The 20275-nt window shown below is 47.9% G+C and carries 22 protein-coding genes; 4 read left to right on the forward strand and 18 right to left on the reverse strand.

The features are described 5' to 3' along the window. Positions 1-38 precede the first annotated feature (38 nt). The 9 genes from TW89_RS07875 to TW89_RS07915 form a co-directional block, all read right to left on the reverse strand. A complete protein-coding gene (locus tag TW89_RS07875; RefSeq protein WP_004519151.1) occupies positions 39-212 on the reverse strand; it encodes a hypothetical protein in 174 nt (57 codons plus the stop codon). A gap of 12 nt (positions 213-224) precedes the next feature. Then, on the reverse strand, positions 225-803 hold the full coding sequence (locus TW89_RS07880; RefSeq protein WP_128581084.1) for a sigma-70 family RNA polymerase sigma factor: 579 nt from the start codon (positions 801-803) through the stop codon (positions 225-227). 142 nt (positions 804-945) lie between these two features. Beyond that, positions 946-1632 carry an HvfC family RiPP maturation protein gene (locus TW89_RS07885; RefSeq protein ID WP_128581085.1) on the reverse strand — a complete coding sequence of 229 codons (687 nt, stop codon included), beginning with the start codon at positions 1630-1632 and terminating at the stop codon, positions 946-948. After that, the gene (locus TW89_RS07890; protein ID WP_128581086.1) at positions 1622-2464 is read right to left on the reverse strand and encodes an HvfB family MNIO-type RiPP peptide maturase; all 843 of its coding nucleotides are present in this window, start codon (positions 2462-2464) and stop codon (positions 1622-1624) included. Before TW89_RS07890 ends, TW89_RS07885 begins: the two co-directional genes overlap by 11 nt. A gap of 86 nt (positions 2465-2550) precedes the next feature. Continuing rightward, entirely contained in the window at positions 2551-2868 is a 318-nt protein-coding gene (locus tag TW89_RS07895) for an HvfA family oxazolone/thioamide-modified RiPP metallophore (protein WP_003686668.1), read from the reverse strand. An 83-nt stretch (positions 2869-2951) separates the two neighbouring features. Then, positions 2952-3401: an HvfX family Cu-binding RiPP maturation protein gene (locus TW89_RS07900; protein WP_070712394.1), complete on the reverse strand. Its 450-nt coding sequence runs from the start codon at positions 3399-3401 to the stop codon at positions 2952-2954. 222 nt (positions 3402-3623) lie between these two features. Then, complete coding sequence (gene recQ, locus TW89_RS07905; RefSeq protein ID WP_128581087.1) at positions 3624-5933, reverse strand: DNA helicase RecQ; 2310 nt, start codon at positions 5931-5933, stop codon at positions 3624-3626. A 216-nt stretch (positions 5934-6149) separates the two neighbouring features. Continuing rightward, positions 6150-6485, reverse strand: coding sequence for a zinc ribbon domain-containing protein YjdM (locus TW89_RS07910; RefSeq protein WP_049323689.1), 336 nt, complete (start codon positions 6483-6485; stop codon positions 6150-6152). A gap of 60 nt (positions 6486-6545) precedes the next feature. Further along, positions 6546-6884 (reverse strand): hypothetical protein, encoded by a 339-nt coding sequence (locus TW89_RS07915; protein ID WP_128581088.1) that lies wholly within the window; start codon positions 6882-6884, stop codon positions 6546-6548. A 444-nt stretch (positions 6885-7328) separates the two neighbouring features. Here TW89_RS07915 and TW89_RS07920 point away from each other — a divergent pair, with 444 nt between their 5' ends. Continuing rightward, the gene (locus TW89_RS07920) at positions 7329-8285 is read left to right on the forward strand and encodes a DUF2167 domain-containing protein (protein ID WP_128581089.1); all 957 of its coding nucleotides are present in this window, start codon (positions 7329-7331) and stop codon (positions 8283-8285) included. 65 nt (positions 8286-8350) lie between these two features. On the opposite strand, the gene gltX is transcribed toward TW89_RS07920, so the two are convergent. Beyond that, a complete protein-coding gene (gltX, locus tag TW89_RS07925) occupies positions 8351-9745 on the reverse strand; it encodes a glutamate--tRNA ligase (RefSeq protein WP_101755684.1) in 1395 nt (464 codons plus the stop codon). A gap of 159 nt (positions 9746-9904) precedes the next feature. Between gltX and TW89_RS07930 the strand changes: the two genes are divergently transcribed. Both TW89_RS07930 and TW89_RS07935 read left to right on the forward strand, forming a co-directional pair. Beyond that, a complete protein-coding gene (locus TW89_RS07930) occupies positions 9905-10999 on the forward strand; it encodes an ABC transporter substrate-binding protein (RefSeq protein ID WP_128581090.1) in 1095 nt (364 codons plus the stop codon). A 117-nt stretch (positions 11000-11116) separates the two neighbouring features. Then, the gene (locus tag TW89_RS07935) at positions 11117-11368 is read left to right on the forward strand and encodes a hypothetical protein (RefSeq protein WP_070826712.1); all 252 of its coding nucleotides are present in this window, start codon (positions 11117-11119) and stop codon (positions 11366-11368) included. A 70-nt stretch (positions 11369-11438) separates the two neighbouring features. Here TW89_RS07935 and TW89_RS07940 read toward each other — a convergent pair whose 3' ends face one another. Next, entirely contained in the window at positions 11439-12095 is a 657-nt protein-coding gene (locus TW89_RS07940) for a YdcF family protein (protein WP_128581091.1), read from the reverse strand. Between the two features lie 25 nt (positions 12096-12120). Beyond that, entirely contained in the window at positions 12121-12480 is a 360-nt protein-coding gene (arsC, locus tag TW89_RS07945) for an arsenate reductase (glutaredoxin) (RefSeq protein ID WP_004519164.1), read from the reverse strand. Between the two features lie 169 nt (positions 12481-12649). Here arsC and TW89_RS07950 point away from each other — a divergent pair, with 169 nt between their 5' ends. Continuing rightward, positions 12650-13132, forward strand: a complete 483-nt coding sequence (locus tag TW89_RS07950) for a TlpA disulfide reductase family protein (RefSeq protein ID WP_049349226.1) — start codon at positions 12650-12652, stop codon at positions 13130-13132. Positions 13133-13210: 78 nt separating this feature from the next. Here the strand turns inward: TW89_RS07950 and TW89_RS07955 are convergent, their stop codons facing one another. From TW89_RS07955 to TW89_RS11855, 6 genes are all read right to left on the reverse strand, one after another. Beyond that, on the reverse strand, positions 13211-16231 hold the full coding sequence (locus TW89_RS07955) for a type I restriction endonuclease subunit R (protein ID WP_128581092.1): 3021 nt from the start codon (positions 16229-16231) through the stop codon (positions 13211-13213). Positions 16232-16331: 100 nt separating this feature from the next. Continuing rightward, positions 16332-17567 (reverse strand): restriction endonuclease subunit S, encoded by a 1236-nt coding sequence (locus TW89_RS07960; protein WP_225522194.1) that lies wholly within the window; start codon positions 17565-17567, stop codon positions 16332-16334. 81 nt (positions 17568-17648) lie between these two features. Then, positions 17649-18038 carry a hypothetical protein gene (locus tag TW89_RS12075; protein ID WP_283114692.1) on the reverse strand — a complete coding sequence of 130 codons (390 nt, stop codon included), beginning with the start codon at positions 18036-18038 and terminating at the stop codon, positions 17649-17651. Between the two features lie 26 nt (positions 18039-18064). Then, entirely contained in the window at positions 18065-19750 is a 1686-nt protein-coding gene (locus TW89_RS07965) for an HsdM family class I SAM-dependent methyltransferase (RefSeq protein ID WP_283114693.1), read from the reverse strand. Next, on the reverse strand, positions 19747-20019 hold the full coding sequence (locus TW89_RS12080; protein WP_283114694.1) for a type I restriction-modification system subunit M N-terminal domain-containing protein: 273 nt from the start codon (positions 20017-20019) through the stop codon (positions 19747-19749). The genes TW89_RS07965 and TW89_RS12080 overlap by 4 nt, the downstream gene beginning before the upstream one ends. A 67-nt stretch (positions 20020-20086) precedes the next feature. Next, a partial coding sequence (locus tag TW89_RS11855) for a hypothetical protein (RefSeq protein WP_128581094.1) occupies positions 20087-20275 on the reverse strand: 189 nt, incomplete at its 5' end.

Consider the following 20275-nt stretch of genomic DNA (forward strand, 5'->3'; position numbering starts at 1 on the left):
AAACTGACAGGGGTAGGTTTCAGACGGCTTTTTTTGAATCATCGAAACAACTTATGCATGGCATTGCTAATTAATTCGAGCTGTTTCTTATATTCGCGGCAACGGGGGCAGAGCGACAGGTGGACGGCAAGGGCAATGCGGTTAAAAAGACTGAGATGCACTTGGTCTTGCTGTTTGGAAATCAGATCGGTTATTTTGCGGCATTTTTTCATGGCGTTTTCCTGTCAGGCATGGGAGAACCATTTGATTTGCAGGCACTGGCGCAAGGTTTCGCGCGCACGGTGCATGATGGTGTAATAGTTGGCATGGCTGATGCCGCATTTTTCGCGGATTTCATCGCTTGAAAAGCCGAGAATCTCTTTCATGGTAAACACGCGGGCGGTGTTTTCCGGCAGATGGTAGAGGCAGGTCTGCAAAACTTGGTAGAACTCTTTATTGTTCAAACTGGCTTCGGGCGAGTCCCAACCCTGAGGTTGTCCTTCATCCGTCCAATGCCCGTCGGCGGCAAAATGTCCTTCAAAGGCTTCATCCAAAGCTTCCTCGTCGCGCGTGACGAAAACTTGGCGTTGCCGTCCGATTTGGCGCAGGCAGTCGGTAATTTTGTTTTTTAAGATTGCAAACAGCCAGCTGCTCACTTGGGCGTCGCCTTTGAAACCCTCGGCCGCGCGGTAGGCGGCAAGCATGGTTTCCTGTACGAGGTCTTCCGCCAAATCGGGGCGGTCGGGCAGCTGGATATGGGCAAAGCGCAACAGCAGTTTACGGGATTCGGCAAGCTCGGCATCGGTCAGTTCGGGTAGGGCCATAATGTATCAGTATGAAATGAATGATCAATATACTTTTGATTTTACGCTGATACGGCAAGAGCATGCGATTGAATCTATAAACGATTTCAGTAGTATTTTTGTTTCGCCGAAACCGACTGCGCCCGTTTCAGACGGCCTTGATTTATGCCGCAACCAAAATGCCCTGTTCCAACCATTCCGTCCATTTTTGCCTTAATGCGTCCTGCCAAGCGTTTTCAGACGGCATGAACTCTGCCAGCATGGTTTGCAGGCCGTTTAGGGAAGCGGGCGTTTCTGCCAGTGTTTCCAGCAATAATGCGCCGAATCCATCAAGCGTTTGATACATAACGTCGTCTTCCTTATCGCGCCACACCAAAACAGCGGTTTCCGCCTCCTGCAATTCGTCGGTCACGTCATGCTGATAACGGCGCACAAAGGCGGCAGGAGAAAGGGTGTACGCTAAATCGTCTGAATCGTCATGGACTGTTTGGCTGTCGGTTTGAGCGGTTTCGGCAAGCAGCTGGGTGTGTTCAAAGTCCATCAATGCCAAGAGGTCGTCTGAAAGCGGCAGGCTTTGGCAATATCGGAGGAACTCGCCGGGGATTTCTTGAAAATAGGGCGTTTGGGCGCGCGCGTCACGGACGAAACCTTCTTTCAGACGGCCCCATTCTTCGCTGTCAAAGTATTGCAGCGTTTCGGTATAACAGCGGTCGATAAAGCTGTGAATATTGTTGCGTATCAGGCGGATATAGACGTTCAGACGCTCTTGCGGCAATCCGTCTTCGGCTTTGCCTTCGCGTATGGCTTGGGCAAAGCGGTGTTGATATTGGGCGGAGGTTTCAGGCTGCACGGCGGTATTCCTTTCCGGCACGCATTTGATAGTCGGCGATTTTAGCGACTTCGGCTTCGAGTTCGGCAAAAGGCGGGAAATTGAAATCGCGTTCCAACAGGGTGGGCGGAATCGTCGGCAGTTTGGCATAGGCCAGTTCGAGCAAATCCCAAACAGTCGGTAAAACCGCCGCGCCATGCGTATCAATCAACAATTCCGGCGTTTCCACGTCATGTCCGGCAATATGGATATAGCACACGCGCTCTGCGTCCACATTTTCTAAAAAGGCTTCAGGCGACAACAGGCCGTGATTGACGGCGTTAACGTAAATATTGTTCACATCCAAATGAATGCCGCAGTCGGCTTCACGGGCAACCGCGTTAAGGAATTCAACTTCGTTCATCTCGGCAAGCGGAGAATGCAGGTAGTAGGACGTGTTTTCTACGGCGATGCGGCAGCCCAATCGGTCTTGCACTTCGCGGATACGGCGCGTGGTATGTTGCACCATTTCTTCAGTAAAAGGCAGCGGCAACAAATCGTAAAGATGACCGCCGTCGTGGCAATAGCTCAAATGGTCGGAGAAAAACGTGCAGTCATAACGGCGCATCATTTCTTTGATGCCGTCTATCAAGGCGGTATCCAGCGGGGCTTGTCCGCCCAATGACATGGATAATCCGTGCAATGCCAGCGGCAGCCGTTCCGCCACGCGGTCAAACTGTTTGCGCGCCCTGCCGCCCATTTTCAGCCAGTTTTCGGGGGCGGCTTCGATAAAGCGTATCGGGCTGTCGTCTGAAAGCGAGAGGAAGTCTTCCGCCAAGTCGCGGCGGTAGCCCAAGCCTGCGTGTTGAATCATGGTGATGTCCTGTTATGATGCCGTATGAACGACAAAGTCGCATTTTCGTTGATAAAATGCGACTTTGTTAAAAGTATGTTGCAGGATTATTTAGAACCGCATTTACCTTCGCCGCATTTGCCTTCTACTACTTTGGCAGCTTTGGCTTTAGATGCTTTGCCTTTTTTGGCGTGGGTTTTTTCCACGGTTGAACCGCATTTGCCTTCGCCACATTTGCCTTCGCTTGCTTTAGAAACAGCGCTTGCACCGCATGAACCTTCACCGGCTTTAACCGCACCGCAAGAGCCTTGAGCAGATTTCTGAACACCTGCTTTGCTGCTTAACGGTTTATCAGCGGCAACAACGCCGGCAGCCAGAGACAGGGACAGCGCACCGGCCAAAGCAGCAGCTACATTTTTTTTCATTTTAACTTCCTTTTTAAAATACGAGTTTAAATAAATCAAGGGATAATATCGGGCATTTAAAGTCGGCCCTCGACCGTTAATCCTTAAAGAAAATGCTTGATACGACAACAGCGTTTCTTCAGCAGGGCATCCAAAGACAGACGGCCTGCGCCCTGCAATAGGACAGGAAATAAAACCACCAAATAAATCAGTGCCATTTTATAACCGTTGTCGCACACATTGTACCCTAAGCCGGCATGTACCGCAGACCATGCGACAGCCGTCACGACCATCAATCCCAGCGCGGACAGCCGCGTTGCCAAGCCGACGATGAGCAACGCAGGCAAAACCAGTTCCGCCCACATGGCCAAATTCCAGTTGACCGTATCCGACAACAAATTGAACGGAAAGGGAAATTGACTGTTTATTTCTGCAAACCAGTTTTCCCCGTTCCATTTTTCCAGGCCGGATTCAAGAAATTCATACGCGGCAAAAAGCCTGAGCGTCAACAAGCCGAAAGCGGCCTGCCAAGAGGGGTTGGATGAGGTGTTCATTTATTTTCCTAATCGATGTGTGTTGAATGGGATGGGACGAAAAATCAATCGGCACCACCCATATTTCATGCCTGTTTAGACGAGACAGCTTTAAAAAACTGACAAAACAAATAAAGTTATTTTCTTATTCATTGTTTTATAAAGATTAAAAATTCAAAAAGGCCGTCTGAAACACCATACTTGATTGGGTTTCAGACGGCCTTTGATGATAATGGCGGTCAATTAATCCGCTTGTTTGCACAATTCGACAATTTCCGCGCCGTATTTATCGGTTTTCTCCTCATTCATACCGTGGATTTCCGCCAACTCCGCCAAATCCTGCGGCCGTCGGGCGGCAATAGCGCGCAGTGTGACTTTGCTGCATATCTGATAGGCTTCGAGGCCCTCATGGCGGGCAGTATCGATGTTCCACTGAAGCAAACGACGCATCAAGCGGCGTTTGCGTTTGTCCTCTTCGCTCAGGCCGTCTGAAAATGGGCGGCAGATGTTTAAAATGCCCTCGCCGTATTGTTCGATGCGTTTTTCGCCTAGTTTATACACGCCTAAAAGGTCGATGGGTTCGGCAGGCGTATTGGTCAGCAAATCATCCATGCTTTCGTTGGAGAACACCGTACCCAGCGTTACTTGATCGGCACTTGCCTGCTGCTCGCGCCAAGTTTCCAAAGCCTGTTTTAAGGCCTGTTCGCGCTCGCCCAAGCTGTGGATAACTTGTGCACTGTCTGTGGAAACCGTACCGGCTTCGGCCGTTTCGCAAACGTCGAGTATTTCCAAACCGAATTTATTGATTTTCGCCTCGCCCAAGCCGTAGATTTGATGTAAATCTTCCAAACTTCTGGGCATTTTTTCGACAATATCGCGCAGGGTTTTGTCGCCGCAAACCACATAGGCCGGCACTTCCTCTGTCCGGGCGCGTTGTTGCCGCCATTGGCGCAATGCCTGCCACAAACGCTCTTCGCGCTCGGTACGCAACCAATCGTCCTTCGGCTTTTGGGTGGCCGTTTTTTCGCGGCGCAGGGGACGCAGCATGACTTCGGTTTCGCCCTTAAGGACTTTTTTGGCTGCTTCGGTCAGCTGAAGGGCTTGATGTTGCTCGACGTTGACGGTGAGATAGCCCAGGCTGATGCACTGGCGGATGACGCTGCGCCATTCCTTGTCGGTCTGTTCGCTGCCGATGCCGAATGTGGATAACTTGTCATGGCCGTTGCGCTGTATCCAATCGTCACTTTTGCCGCGCAAAAGGTTGGTGATGTAACCGGCGGCAAAACGTTGTCCGGCGCGGTACACGCAGCTGAGTAATTTTTGCACCAACACCGTACCGTCAAACCGCACGGGCGGATGCAGGCAGTTGTCGCAATGGCCGCAGGGTTCGGATTCTTCGCCGAAATGTTTGAGCAGCAACACGCGGCGGCAGGCGGCGGTTTCGCAGACGGAAAGCATGGCGTCGAGTTTTTGCATTTCAATTTGCTTTTGCACCTCGTCGCTGTTGCCCTCGGCTATCCGTTCGCGCAGCAACACCCAATCGTTCAAGCCGTAACACAGCCAGCTCACGGCAGGCAGCCCGTCCCGGCCGGCGCGCCCCGATTCCTGATAGAAATGTTCGACACTCTGGGGCATATCGAGATGGGCGACAAAGCGCACGTCGGGTTTGTCTATGCCCATGCCGAACGCCACGGTCGCCACCACAATAATATTGTCTTCATGCGTAAAGCGGCGTTGGTTTTCCTCGCGCACGTCCATGCTCAAACCGGCATGATACGGAATCGCCTCCAAGCCGTTTTCACACAAAAACTGCGCCACATCCTCGACTTTTTTGCGGCTCAGACAATACACAATGCCGCTTTGCCCATGCATCTGCTTGCGGATGAAATCCAACAATTGTTTTTTGCCATTATTTTTTTCGATAACCTGATAATAAATATTCGGACGGTCAAAGCTGGAGATAAATTCGGGCGTATTGTCCAAGTGCAGATAATGCTTGATGTCGGCGCGTGTGGCCGCATCGGCGGTAGCGGTCAGGGCGATGCGCGGGATGTTCGGATAGCGTTCGGCAAGCATGCCGAGCTGTTGATATTCGGGGCGGAAATCGTGTCCCCATTGACTGACGCAATGCGCCTCATCAATGGCAAACAGGCTGACGGTTTGTTGGTCGAGAAAACGCAAAAAGCGGTCGGTAACTAGGCGTTCCGGTGCGACATAAAGCAGTTTCAGACGGCCTTGGGCAAGCTTGTCGGCAATCTCGCGCGCCTCATCTGCCGATGTGCTGCTGTTGACTGCCGCCGCTTCAATCCCGGCCACATGCAAGCTGGCCACTTGGTCGTTCATCAGCGCAATCAGCGGCGATACGACAACCGCCACGCCTTCGCGCATCAGCGCCGGAATCTGGTAACACAAAGACTTGCCCCCGCCCGTCGGCATCAGCACCATCAAACTCTCGCCGCCGGCCAAAGCATTGACGATAGCCTCCTGCTTGCCACGAAATTCGGGATAACCGAATACTTCGTGCAAAATCTGTTTGGCGGTCGGCTGAGGCATAATGGTTCCGTAGAATAGGGGAAAGGGTTATTTTAACGGTTTTACACCCGCGTATGTGCGGAACATTTTGCCGCCGCTTTTTCAGACGGCCTGAAATTCAACCCTATTAAAGTTATTTAATTTTAAATAAATATTTATTTTATTTTGAATGAAACGTATAAAGGCCGTCTGAATCCTAATCTTCGGATTTCAGACGGCCTTTCAAAAATAAAATCTTTAGGCTTTTTTAACGAACTCAGATTTCAAGTTCATCGCGCTGCCATCGATTTTGCAACCGATATTGTGGTCGCCCTCTTGCAGGCGGATGCCTTTGACTTTGGTGCCTTGCTTGATGACCATAGAGCTTCCTTTGACTTTCAAATCTTTAATCAAGACAACCGTATCGCCATCTTGCAATACCGCGCCGTTGGCATCTTTGACTTCCAAGGCATCATCGCCGGCAGCCGCAGCATCGGCCTCGTTCCACTCATGGGCACACTCAGGGCAAACGTATTGAGCACCGTCTTCGTAAGTGTATTCGGAGTGGCATTTCGGGCAGGGAGGTAGGGACATGAGGTTTCCTTATAAACTATGATAAAAGAAGCGTAAAACGCAAATAATACAATGTCTAAATTATTGATTCGCCTTGCTGCCGCCTACGCCGTAAACGGCATTCCAAGCCGCGTCCAACATCTGGCCGGCTTGTTGCAGCTTGGCATTTTGCTGCTCTTTCTGAGCCAAGGCCGTCTGAATTTCGCCTTTCAAACGGTCAATATCGGATTGCGCAGCCTGCAAACGGCGCTGCGCGCTTTCCAAATCGCTTTGCAGGGAAATGATTTTGCTGTCGTTGCTGTTTTGCTCATGCAAAGCGGCGCGGTAAACCGATTGGACGGACAGCAAACGGTCTTCCGCCTCACCGGCATACGCGGCGGCGGCGGATAGTATCATCAGGGCAAGTAAGGTTTTTTTCATGGGTTTTCCTTTAAAGTTGTTTGATTTGTAAAGTAAAGCGCAGAGCCGATTTTTCAGCCGCCAATTTTACATAATATGCTGGTTGGTCTTTGTTCTTGACGGCTTATTTTATCCAATCCGGACATTCAGGCTGCCGATAAAAGTTAATTCAATCGGCAGTTGTAACAGGCAGGCGGCTATTATTTTCTCATATTCTCCGCCTTATTCCATTATTTTCTGGTTTTATTAGAAAAGGCCGTCTGAAAAATTTTCAGACGGCCTTTTTGAATTTCACAACGATTGCTCTGCCTCTCGTCAAAAAGCTTTCCTGTATTTTTTAAATTACAGTCATATTTAAATATGTAAATATGATTTATTTATTGTAAAATTTACCCTTTAGTCATGCCGGAGCATATGGTGTTGCGGCTGTCTGCATCTTTTTAATTCTTCTTTCATGAGAACCCTATGATGAAAAGCAACCGTCTCGCCTATGCCGTTTTGGCAGCCCTACTATCTATCCAAACCCTGCCGGCTTCTGCAGCCAAATCTGATACCGCTTCTGCCGTCGAGGCATCCGGGCAAGAAGCGCAACAAGCCTCAGACTCTATCGCGAACTACGTTGATGACGAGATCGTCCAAGGCCCGGCAACCGTTGATTTGGGCAATCAGGCCAAACTGAAACTACCTGCAAAAATGGTCTTTGTGAAAAAAAATCGCGCTAATGCCATGATGAGGGAAGCAGGCAACGCCACAGATCCCAACCGCTACGGCCTGATTCTCCCCGAGTCGGAAAACGAGGACGGTGATACTAATTGGATGGTAGACCTAACCTTTACCGATTCCGGCTATATCAAAGACGATGATGCCAAAGAATGGGATGTTGAAGCCATGCTCGAGCAGCTGAAAGAAGGCACCGAGGAACAAAATAAAGAGCGTGCTTCCCGCAACCTGCCGGAATTGGAAACACGCGGCTGGGTAGAAAAACCGCAATATGATGCAAAGACCCATCGTCTGATTTGGTCGATTGACGTTCTGAATAAAAACGAACCCGATCCCAATCCTGCCATCAACTACAATACTTTCCAGCTGGGACGCGAAGGCTATATTGAATTGACTATGATCACCGATTTGAAAAGCATAGATCAATACAAACCTATTGTGCAAGAATTGTTGGGTAATATCGAATTCAATGAAGGCAAGCGCTACAGCGATTTCAATGCCGCAACCGACAAAGTGGCTGAATACGGACTGGCTGCCTTGGTTGGCGGTATCGCTGCAAAAAAACTGGGATTATTAGCTTTGGCCGGCGCATTACTGGCTAAATTCGGCAAACTGATTATTTTTGGTGCTGTTGCAGCAGGTGCATTGTTTAAAGGCCTGTGGCGCAAAAAAGATAAAAATAAACTGAACGAAGAAGAATAAATAAATCCTGTTCAAAATAAAAAGGCCGTCTGAAACATTTCAGACGGCCTTTTATCATTCATGCCTTACGAACGGATCCGTTTCAACACTTCTTCTTTGCCGATTAATGCCAATACGGCGTCGACGCTTGGGGTTTTTGCCGTACCGCAGACAGCGAGGCGCAGGGGCATACCGAGTTTGCCCATTTTGATGCCTTCTTCGTCGCAGAAGGGTTTGAAGAGGTCGTGGATAGCTTCGGCGTTCCAGTCTTCCAAACCCTCGAGGCGTTCGGCAAAGCGCAGCATACGGGCGGCGGCTTCGTCGTCCCAGTGTTTCTGCACGTCCGCTTCGGCAGGGGTTTGTTTGACATAGAAGTAGAGGCACTCGTCAGCGAGGGTGTTCAGGTCTTGGGCGCGGTCTTTGACCAATGCCAACACATCTTCCAAAGCAGGCTTGCTTGTTTCATGGATATCGCGCAGGGCGAGGCGCGGTTTCACCATTTCGGCCAGTTTTTCGTTGGCGGTGATTTTGATGTGTTCGCCGTTAATCCAGTAGAGTTTCTTCAAGTCCATGCGACTTGGAGACGGGGAAACATCTTTCAAATCAAACCATTCGATGAATTGTTCCATCGTAAAGAACTCGTCGTCGCCGTGCGCCCAGCCCAAGCGTGCCAGATAGTTGAGCATGGCTTCGGGCAGGATGCCCATTGCGCCGAAATCGGTAATGGCAACGGTATCGCCGCTGCGTTTGGAGATTTTTTTGCCTTGTTCGTTAAGAATCATCGGCAGGTGGCCGTATTCAGGCAGGGTAGCGCCGATGGCTTTTAATATGTTGATTTGTTTCGGCGTGTTGTTCACATGGTCGTCACCACGGATAACGTGGGTAATGCCCATGTCGTAGTCGTCCACGACAACGCAGAAGTTGTAGGTCGGTGTGCCGTCGGCGCGGGCGATAATCAGGTCGTCGAGCGCTTCGTTGGGGATGGAGATTTCGCCTTTGACCAAGTCTGTCCATTTGGTCACGCCGTCCAAAGGTGTTTTGAAACGGACAACAGGTTGCACGTCGGCAGGAATTTCTGGCAGGGTTTTGCCTTCTTCCGGACGCCAACGGCGATCGTACGTCGCCGTGCCTTCTTTTTCGGCTTTCTCGCGCATGGCTTCCAGCTCTTCTTTGCTGCAATAGCAGTAGTAGGCATGGCCTTTTTCTAAAAGTTCGGCGATGACTTCTTTATAGCGGTCGAAACGGCGGGTTTGGTACACGACGTTGTCGGCGTTGTCGTAGTTCAGGCCGACCCATTTCATGCCGTCGAGGATGATGTTGACGGATTCGGCAGTAGAGCGCGCCAAGTCGGTGTCTTCGATACGCAATAGGAACTCGCCTTTATGATGACGGGCAAACGCCCATGAAAACAAGGCGGTGCGTACGCCGCCGATGTGCAGGTAGCCGGTGGGACTGGGGGCGAAACGGGTTTTGACGGTCATGATGGCTCCAAAGTCTTTGAAAACAGGTATTTTACTTTTTCGGCAAGGTTTAAACAATGTAAGGCCGTCTAAAAATAATGTCGGCGCAGAAGGACCGTCTGGGAACTTTTCTCCTGAAAACAAGACAAATGATAATTATTTCTTTGAAAGTATCAGCTCATGAACAAACGCACTTTATTTGCCGCCCTCGCCCTCCTGCCCCTTTTTGCCCAAGCCGAAATCAAAACTATCAAAGACGTATTGGGACGCGAAGTCAAAGTCGATGTCCCTGTCAAACGCGCGGTTTTGGCGTTTTACTATCCCGACTATATCGCGGTAACGGGCGCAGACAAATTTAAAAACGTCATCGGCATTTCGCGTGAGTTTTGGGAGAAATTCAATCCCGGCAGCTGGGCGATGTTCAAACAGAAGCTGCCTACGCTGCAAAACATTGCGGACATCGGCAACATCAGCACCGGCACGTTTTCACTGGAGAAAACGCTCGCGCTCAAGCCGGACGTATTGATTCTGGCCGACTGGCAGTATAAGGCCATCGCCACCCATCTGCCGCGCATTAAAGCGGCAGGCATACCCGTCGTCGTGGTCGATTTCAACGCCGAAACCGTCGCGCGGCACACGCGCAGTGCGGAAATTTTCGGCGAACTCAACGGTACGCAGGCGCGCGCCCAAAAAATTGCCGCCGAATACGCCCGAGGCATTGCCGACATCCAAAAACGCGTCGCGCGTGCCAAGCAGTCCAAACCGAAAATCTATATCGAGTTCGGCGACAAAGGCCCGTCCGAATACAGCTACACCTTCGGCAAAGATATGTGGGGCGCGATTGCCGACACAGCAGGCGGCAACAATATCGCCGCGCCTTACGTTAAAAACTGGGGACCGATAAACCCTGAAAAATTCCTGACGGCCAAACCCGACGTCATCGTCATTTCGGGGACGGAAAACGGCCATAAAGACAAGCCTGGCATTATGGCGATGGGCATAGGCATCAGCCAGGCCGATGCGCAACGCCGCCTGGCCGGATTTGTCAAACGCAAAGGCTGGGCAGACATTCCTGCCGTCAAAAACAAACGCGTTTACGGCATCTACCACACCGCCTCCCGCTCGCTCACCGATTTGGCCAGCGCGCAATTTATCGCCAAAACCCTGTATCCGCAGCAGTTTGCCGACATAGACCCAAACAAGACCTATCTGGACTTCTACCGCAAATACCTGCCCGTCGTGCCGGACGGTACGTTTTACATCCGATTGAAATAGTGGCTGCAAAAATCATAGGCTCAGGCCGCCTGAAGATTCAGACGGCCTGAACATGCTATGCCGATAAAGATTTAATGAGTATAATTACTGTTCTTTCAACAAAATTACTGGGTACGTATGAACGGACAAAACCAAATCGACCAGCCTCAGGCTCCGGTCGTCAGCATCAAAGAATGGTTGCTAACAAACTTGATTTTGATGATTCCGCTAGTCAATATAGTTATGACGCTTGTATGGGCATTCGGCTCAAACACCAATCCGAATAAAGCCAATTATTTCAAGGCTGCCTTGATTCTGTTTGTCATCTATCTGGTACTGGCTGTAGCTGTAGTCATTTTTGGCAGTGCAGCTGCAAATCAATATCAATAAGTAAGCATACATTTAGGCCGTCTGAAACCTAAAAGGATTCAGATGGCCTTTTACATGGATTACCGAAGGCTCAACCACCTATCCAATTCCAAACCGCATCGCTCCATTTGCCGATACGGTAGAGAAACAAAGAATAGCTCTCCTGCATCAGAAACTTGGCTTTCTTGCTGCGCTCGTCAAAGCGCGTGGTCGGAGTGGCGGAGAACTGCGCGTCTGACAAGCCCAAATCGGCGGCCATTTCTTCGGCACGCGCCAAATGATACGGGTCGCTGACAACGATAATGCTGCCGACTCCGTTGGCGTGCATGATGGGGATGATATTGCGCAGGTTTTCGTAAGTGTTGCGCGACGTGTTTTCAAATAGGATATTGTGCGCCGGTATGCCCTGCTTGAGCGCGTATCGGCGCCCCACTTCGGCTTCGGTCATAAATCCTTTTTTGGGCGTACCACCGGTGAAAATGATTTTGCCGACCCGATGGCTTTGGTAGAGCGTGATGGCGTGGTTGATACGCTCACGGAATACCGGCGACGGGCGTTTGTCCCACGCCGCCGCACCCAACACCACCGCCGCATCGGCATGAGCCTCCTTCGGCAAGGTTTGCAAACCTGTCCGGTAAATCTGCCATGTGCCGGTCAAAAAAATACCGCACACCAGCAAAACGCTCAAAGCAAGGCCGCGAAACAGGTAATATCGCAGGCCATTGCGGCTTTTAAGCAGGGAAATCATCTTCAGACGGCCTTATCCAACCCCGTCAGCCGAGTAGGGCGGCAATGTTTTCCAACGGACGGCCGATGGCTGCGCGCGTAGGCGTTACCAAAACGGGACGCTCGAGCAGGGCGGGGTGTTCGGCGATTGCCTGAAGCAGGGCGGCATTGTCCAAATCGGGGTTATCCAAACCCAATTCTTTGTACAAATCGTCTTTCGTGCGCATCATGCCGCGCACCGATTCGATGCCGAGTTTGGCAAACATATCCTGCAAAGTCGCCAAATCGGGCGCGGTATCCAGATATTTGACCACGTCGGCGGCAACGCCTTTTTCTTCGAGCAAAGCCAGCGCGGCACGCGATTTGCTGCAACGCGGGTTGTGATAAAGTGTGAATTCAGACGGCATGAAAGTCTCCGTATTATTGCAAAATCATTCAATGATGGCGGTTATTATCGTCTGCAACTGATTTTTACTCAAACTTTTTACCTGATATCTTGATACGAATCGGTAGGCATACCCACCAAACCGTTTTACAATAAACACAATTTCGATTGGCAACCTCAAGGATACAACCATGAAAGCCTTAACCGCCCTTCTCTTGTCCGCCACCGTTTTTACCGCTGCGCCGGCCTTTGCCGCCGACGAAACGGCAGGTTGGCAGGACAACAAACCGCAAAGTCTAGAATCGCTCAAAGCCCCCGTGCGCGTGGTTAACCTTTGGGCAACCTGGTGCGGCCCCTGCCGTAAAGAAATGCCTGCCATGTCCGCATGGTATAAAGCGCAGAAAAAAGGCAGCGTCGATATGGTCGGCATCGCGCTGGATACCACTGACAACATCGGCAAGTTCCTAAAACAAACGCCGGTCAGCTACCCGATTTGGCGTTACACCGGCGCCAACAGCCGCAACTTCATGAAAGCCCACGGCAACAATGTCGGCGTATTGCCCTTCACTGTCGTCGAAGCGCCGAAATGCGGCTACAAACAAACCATCACCGGCGAAGTCAACGAAAAAAGCCTGACCGCAGCCGTGAATTTGGCCAAAACCAAATGTAAATAAAACAGCGGATAGGGTGCTTAACCTACGCTGCTGATACTGAGGCCGTCTGAAACCCAATCGTTCAGACGGCCTTTATTTCTATCTCGCCAAAGCTCGTTGTAAACTTTGCGTCCAAGCCGTTCTAAATGCGGCATCTGTGGCAAAGAGCTTGTACAGTTCCAATTTAGCTATGCGGCTTTCGTTCATCACATCGCGCAAAATGGCTTGGAAAGCCAATTCACGGGTATGGATATCAGGGTTATTCAGATATTTCTGCTTAAAATCTTTATGTTCGCAGATGCGATTTTTAGTACTGATAAACTCCACCCGTTGCTCATCTGGAGTTGCGCTCCAGCCTTGAAACCATCTTTCATTGAACACACGAATAATTTCATCAATCGGATCTTTTTCTTTATCTTCACCATGCGTACCACGTGGATTTGGATTTTGTGGGTCAAGCTCTGTTTCTTCATCATCTAATTTAATGCTGTAATTCAGTTTAGTACGCGCCAAGCCGTAAGAGCTTAAATCCACAGCATCTAAAATTTCATCAAATTCATCCATCGGATCTTGTACTTTTAATTTTGGTACTAAGAATTTGAGGAACCAATAAAGCTTCTCCCAAGCGATATTTTCAAAATTGATGATGGAGGCCATTTGCCCGTAAATTTTTAAAAATTGTTTTGCCTTGATTTTAAAATCGACTTTTTGGGTTGGCTCAAGCGCCAACTCATGATCGAAACGTTGAACCGCCACATCAATGATACTGCTTAATTGTTGTGCGTCTTTATTGGCAAAATAGCCTTCAGTAAAATCGTTGACCTCCGCTTGTTCATACACGCCGGTTTCATCCAACTGATCTTTCAAATCATGCAAGACATTGACATCGGTTGCTTGCGACAACGACGTAGAAGTATAAAACGGCTCAAATGCCTGCTGAATATCTTCAACGCTGTTAAAAAAGTCCAATACAAACAAATCTTCCGTGCGTTTACCCAACTTATTCGCACTGCGATTTAAGCGAGATAAAGCTTGCACACAAAGTACGCCGGAGAGTTTCTTATCCACATACATCGCACACAATTTCGGCTGGTCAAAACCGGTCAGATATTTATTGGCCACCACCAGCAAACGATATTCATCTTGATCGAAATACTCTTTGGTATCACTTTCTGCAAACCCATTCATTTCCGCTTCAGTGTATTCAACACCATCAACCACTTTACTGCCTGAAAACGCAATCGCAATTTTAAATGGATTGCCTCGCTCAACCAGCAATCGGTTTAACGCCTGAAAATAGCGGATGGCGGTTTCAATATTTTGCGTTACCACCATTCCCTTGGCTTTGCCTTTGAGTTTTTTACGGTTAAAGATTTGCTGGATAAAATGATCCAGCATCACCTCTGCTTTAGTATCAATCGTTTGTTGAGAGCGCTCCACATAAGCTTTCAGACGGCTTTGTGCCTTCTTACTATCAAACTCCGGATTATCTTCAATCGATTTGGTGATTTCATAAAAACTTTTATATGTGGTGTAATTCGCGATTACATCTAAAATAAAGCCTTCTTCAATCGCCTGCTTCATGGAATAAAGGTGGAACGGCTTAAATTTACCATCCGCCTGTTTCTCGCCGAATTTTTCCAAAGTGCTGTTTTTCGGTGTGGCGGTGAAAGCAAAATACGACGCATTGCCGCGCATTTTGCGGGATTGCATGGCTTGTAAAATTAAATCTTGCACATCTTCGGCATCAAGGTCTTCCGTTTTGCCGATGGCTCGGTTCATATTGTCGTGTGCCGAACCAGATTGTGAGCTGTGCGCCTCATCAATAATCACCGCAAATTGTTTATCACCCAAATCGGCAATGCCATCAACAATAAACGGGAATTTTTGAATCGTGGTAATAATGATTTTTTTGCCCTGCTCAAGCGATTGGCGCAATTCTGCCGAACTCAACGCCGGCGCCACAATGTTTTTAACTTCCGAAAAATCTTTGATATTGTCGCGCAGTTGCTTATCCAGCAAACGACGGTCGGTAACGACAATCACCGAATCAAAAATCGGACGGTCTGCCTCTCTACCGTTTGCCGCCTTTTCATTGCGCGGATAAGCCTCAATCAACTGATACGCCAACCAAGTAATGGAATTAGATTTGCCCGAGCCGGCAGAGTGTTGAATCAAATAGCGTTTACCCACGCCTTGTTCACTGACATCCGCAATCAAACGGCGCACCACCTCTAATTGATGATAGCGGGGGAAAAAGAGCGAGCGTTTCTCCAACGGATCTTTGGTTGAACCATCTAAACGCATAAAATGCTGAATAATGTTGGCAAGGCTGGCTTTGCTGAACACCTCTTGCCACAAATACGACGTGCGGTGTCCGTTTGGATTCGGCGGATTGCCCTTACCGCAGTTGTTGCCCAAATTAAACGGCAAGAAAAACGTAGCAGGCCCCGCCAATTTGGTGGTCATATAAGCTTCTTCCGTATCTAAGGCAAAATGCGCCAAACAACGCCCGAAATGAAACAGCGTTTGGCTTAAATCTCGGTTGCGATATTGTTTTTGGGCATCAATGGCCGTCTGACCCGTCCAATGGTTTTTCAGCTCAAGGGTAATAATCGGCAAGCCATTGACAAACAGCACCATATCCACCGTTTCACTACTTGAAGCAGAATAAGGCACTTGGCGCATACAGCTAAACAGATTCTGTTCAAAACGCTGCTTGACCTTTTCGCCGCTACTGGCAAGCGGAACGGGGTAGAGCAAATCAAAATGGGCGCTATCAATATCCAAGCCTTTTTTCAGCAGGTGCAACACGCCATTTTTCTTTATTTGGCGGTCTAACCGCTCTAGAATTTTACGTTGCCAATCGTTTGGATTGAGCTGTTGAAAACGGGCAAGTTCTGCCTCTTGGCTGGTTTGCAGGAATTGCCAAAACAGGCGCGTATCAATCGCAAACTGCGCATCAAAATCCTGTGAAAATGCCAGCTCAAAACCATGATGGCGCGGCAGGTATTCTGCCTTCGGCTCGCCCAGCTTGTTTTCGCTGTTTTCACGCCAAGTGCCGGTTAAAGCTTTTTCGATGGCAATTTCTAAATCTTTTTCCTTAGTTCCTGAAACCATTTTTCACCCTTTTGTGAATGTTTTAAAATTTATTCATTACGCCCAAGTTGCACTGCCAATATTCAAAACCCATCGGATTTTTTGACCGCACTTTCACACCCTATACCCGAACCTTGCCGGTTACCACATCGTTAATCAACACGCTTTTATACTCTTTCAGCTTTTCAATATGGGCTGTTTTTAATGCGATGGCTTGGTCTATTTTAATAATTTGAGCATCTAGGTAATCGGCTATTTGTTGTTGTTCAGCCAACGGAATGTCAATAATTGGCAAGCGTTTAAAATCTAAAAAACTCAAATTTTGTCTCAGTCCAGAGCCAAATTTATAAAGCACTTTGGTAATGTCTAAAGCATGAAGATAATAATGCAAAAACTTAGCAGAATAATTATTTATAAATTTTAAATTTAGATAAGCGCTGGTAATAATTCCTTTATCTTGTGCTAATCCAGTTCTTAAACTAGTTTGGTCATTTTGCAAATCAGTACAACGAATAATAATATCGTTTGGTTCTACAATCTGATAGGTTTCAAACGATTCGGGAACTAGACCAAACAATTTTTCTTCTGGTTTTATGATTATTTTCCCATAACTCAATGAAAGCACTGTGTTTTCTTTCATTCCTTTATTATCACGTTTATTTTCCCTAAATACATTCATCCCGATAGTCAATTCCCAATGCTCCGGCACTTGCCCTATCCATTCCACACCGGAATCTTTTAACGGCACATCAGGGTTTAAGCCACGGGTTACGGCATTTTGAATCAGAATCTGCTTGTGCTCTTTCAACAGGGCAATCTGCTTTTCCGCCAAATCCACCGCCTGATCGATTTTGGCGGTTTTGTCGTCTAGGAATTGTGCGATTTTTTGTTGTTCTAAATATGGTGGAATAGGTAGTAATAATTCTGCAAAATCAGCATAGCGAAAATCTGTTGAACGCTCCCTAATTCCTTTAGCCAAGGAGCTAATAAAGCCTGATAATGCAAGATTTCTTAAGTAATAAGCGTAAAAATAGACATCGATTTTTTGTTTATCATGAGGCAAACAAACGGAATAAACTGGTGTTGCTTTACCATCTGAATCAGAAATACCAATTGCCCCTGCAAAAGCGTCCATAGCGTGAATAACTAAATCACCTTTTCTAATTCCTTGGTAGCCGTGTTCTTTTAGCGCATTTGTAAATCCTTCAGTTCTTCGATTAGCTCTCAGAGTTACTTGCCCATCCCTAAAACAAGTAACAATTTGGTCTTCCTCATTCACTTTTCTTTCTATTTTCTTAAAAATGAATTTTGAACGTTGCACATCCCAATGACTCGGGATTTGTCTTAGCCATTCCACGCCCGAATCTTTGTAACTCTCGTATCGTCTCATTTGCAAAAAATCCTTAAAATCTGACCGCTTGAATATACCCAATGCAGCTTATATGCCCAAAATCTCACTAATCAAGCCGTCAGCCTGTTTTTCCAAAGTGAGAATATCTTGGGCTACTTCTGCAAGGCTGCGTAATGGTTTGTGGCGGTAGAAGTATTTATTAAAGCTGATTTCATAGCCGATTTTCACGCTTTCCATATTCAGCCATGCTTCACTGATGTGCGGTTGCACTTCGGCTTTAAAATAATCGTGGATATTTTGTTTGAGCGGTATGGATTCGCTGTCGCGCAAGTCGCTGCTTGTTTCATATTGGAGATATTCGCCTGCTTTGCCGGTGGCGTAATAGCCAAAGTCTGCCAGCTCGTCGGCTTGGCATTGGTAGCGTTGGCAAAGGGCATCTAATTCGTTTGGTTTGAGCTTGAGTGTTTTGGCAATCACTTTGGCGGCATCTTCGTTGTACCAGCTTACGGCATTGAAAATGGCCTTTTTCTCTGTGGCAGAAAGGGGGATTTTTTGGCTTTCAGACGGCCTTCCACGGCTTGTTTGAATTGGTTGAAATCGTCAAATTGGGTTGAGCCGAAATGTTCGAGTAAGGTTGAGGCCGTCTGAAAAAGTGCGGCAGCTTTTTCCCAGGTTTTGATATCCAGCAGCTTGGCTTTGTTTTTGTTGTTTAAGGCAATGCCCTGCGCTTCGCACCAAGCGCTGATTTCTGGCTCGGTTTTAGCTAAAAATTCGGCGTTGTAAACTTGTTCGCCATGTTGCTGATAAAGATATTGCATCGGCTCAAACAAGGCTTTGTCAAAACGTAAAGACGCAATATTTTCGGCGGTAAATTGGGCAGAACGGCGATCCGGGCGTTCGATGGTAACTTTGTAATAGCCAAAATCTTGATTATCAAAAATCTGCGAAGCCAAGCCGACCGCTTCATTTTGGCTGTCGGTTTCCCGTGCTTTAACAGTGAAATCAAGATAGTTTTGGGTAATCTCTGCAATATGCTCTGGGGCAAATTCGCAGTTTTTGTCGCCGAGGTTTTTACGCAGCTTACGGAATAAGAGGCTGGCATCAATCAGCTGTACTTTGCCTTTGCGCGCTTCGGGTTTGTTGTTGGACAGCAGCCAAATGTAGGTGGTAATGCCTGTGTTGTAGAATAGGTTGTTAGGCAGTTGTACGATGGCCTCCAGCAAATCGTTCTCAATGATATGGCGACGGATATTGCTCTCCCCCGAGCCTGCATCGCCGGTAAAGAGGCTTGAGCCGTTATGTACGGAGGCTATTCGGCTGCCTATTTTGTTGTTATTCGGCGATTTCATTTTGCTGACCATTTCCATTAGGAATAGCAGCTGTCCATCGCTGGAGCGTGGCGTGGCATCGAGTGTTTCTTCATTGCCCCAGTACTCAGGCAAGCTGACTTTAAAGCGGTTGTCGATAACATCGTTGCCGTCTTTAATATAAGCTTGGTCACTGCTCCAGCTTTTGCCGTATGGCGGATTGGAAAGCATGAAATCAAAGTAATTGCCTTGGAAGCTGTCGGTAGCAAGAGTAGAGCCGACTTTGATGTTTTCAGGGTTGTCGCCTTTAATCATCATGTCGGATTTGCAGATGGCGTAAGTTTCGTCATTGATTTCCTTGCCAAATAGGAAAATAGAGCGCTCGCCTTGCGATTCTGGCAGCGGATATTTTTGTTCAATAAAGTTTTGTGATTCGGTCAGCATACCGCCGCTGCCGCAAGCCGGGTCGTAAATCGTAATAATCGCCGGGATTTGGTTTTTTAGCGGATCAAAGACCAAATGTGTCATCAGCTCAATCACTTCGCGTGGCGTAAAGTGTTCGCCGGCTTCTTCGTTGTTTTCTTCGTTAAATTTACGGATCAGTTCTTCAAACACATAGCCCATGCCCAGATTGCTCAAAGCTGGCAATTTATTACCATCCGGGTCTTGTTGCTCTTTAGGGGTAAGATTGATGTAAGGGGAGACAAATTTTTCCAACACACTCAGCAAAACATTTTTATGGGACATGTGGCGGATTTGTTCACGCAGCTTGAAGCAGTTGATAATTTCCTGCACGTTGGCACTAAAACCATCAAGATATTCTTCAAAATTGGCCAGCATATACTGCGGCGTATTGCTGGCGGTTTGATAGAGGGATTTCAAGGTCCATTTTGAGGTGTTATAAAAAACATGGCCGGTAATTTTTTAAGGGGAAGGTCATCCAATTCGGTGAATGCTAATTCTTCTTTTTGAAAGCGTACTTCTTCCAATACCGCTTCTTTGCTTGGCTCAAGCAAGGTATCCAAACGGCGAAGTACAAACATCGGCAAGATCACATCACGATATTTACCGCGCACGTAGACATCGCGCAAACAATCGTCTGCAATGCTCCAGATAAAAGAAACCAGCTTGTTATGAACTGAATGATCCATATTTATTCCCACTTAATATTACGAAATTATTCTGGGTATTGTTAGCTTATTTTGAATAAGGATTCAATTAGAAACATTGCTTATCTTTGTTTGTATTCCTACTTTTGGGGGAATACGCAGAGAAACTCAAAAGGCCGAGACCTTTGCAAAATTCCCCAAAATCCCCTAAATTCCCACCAAGACATTTAGGGGATTTTCCATGACCACCTTCTTTCAACAAACCGCCCAAGCCATGATCGCCAAACACATCGACCGT

The sequence above is a fragment of the Neisseria flavescens genome (assembly GCF_001618065.1).
Lineage (GTDB): Bacteria > Pseudomonadota > Gammaproteobacteria > Burkholderiales > Neisseriaceae > Neisseria > Neisseria flavescens_A.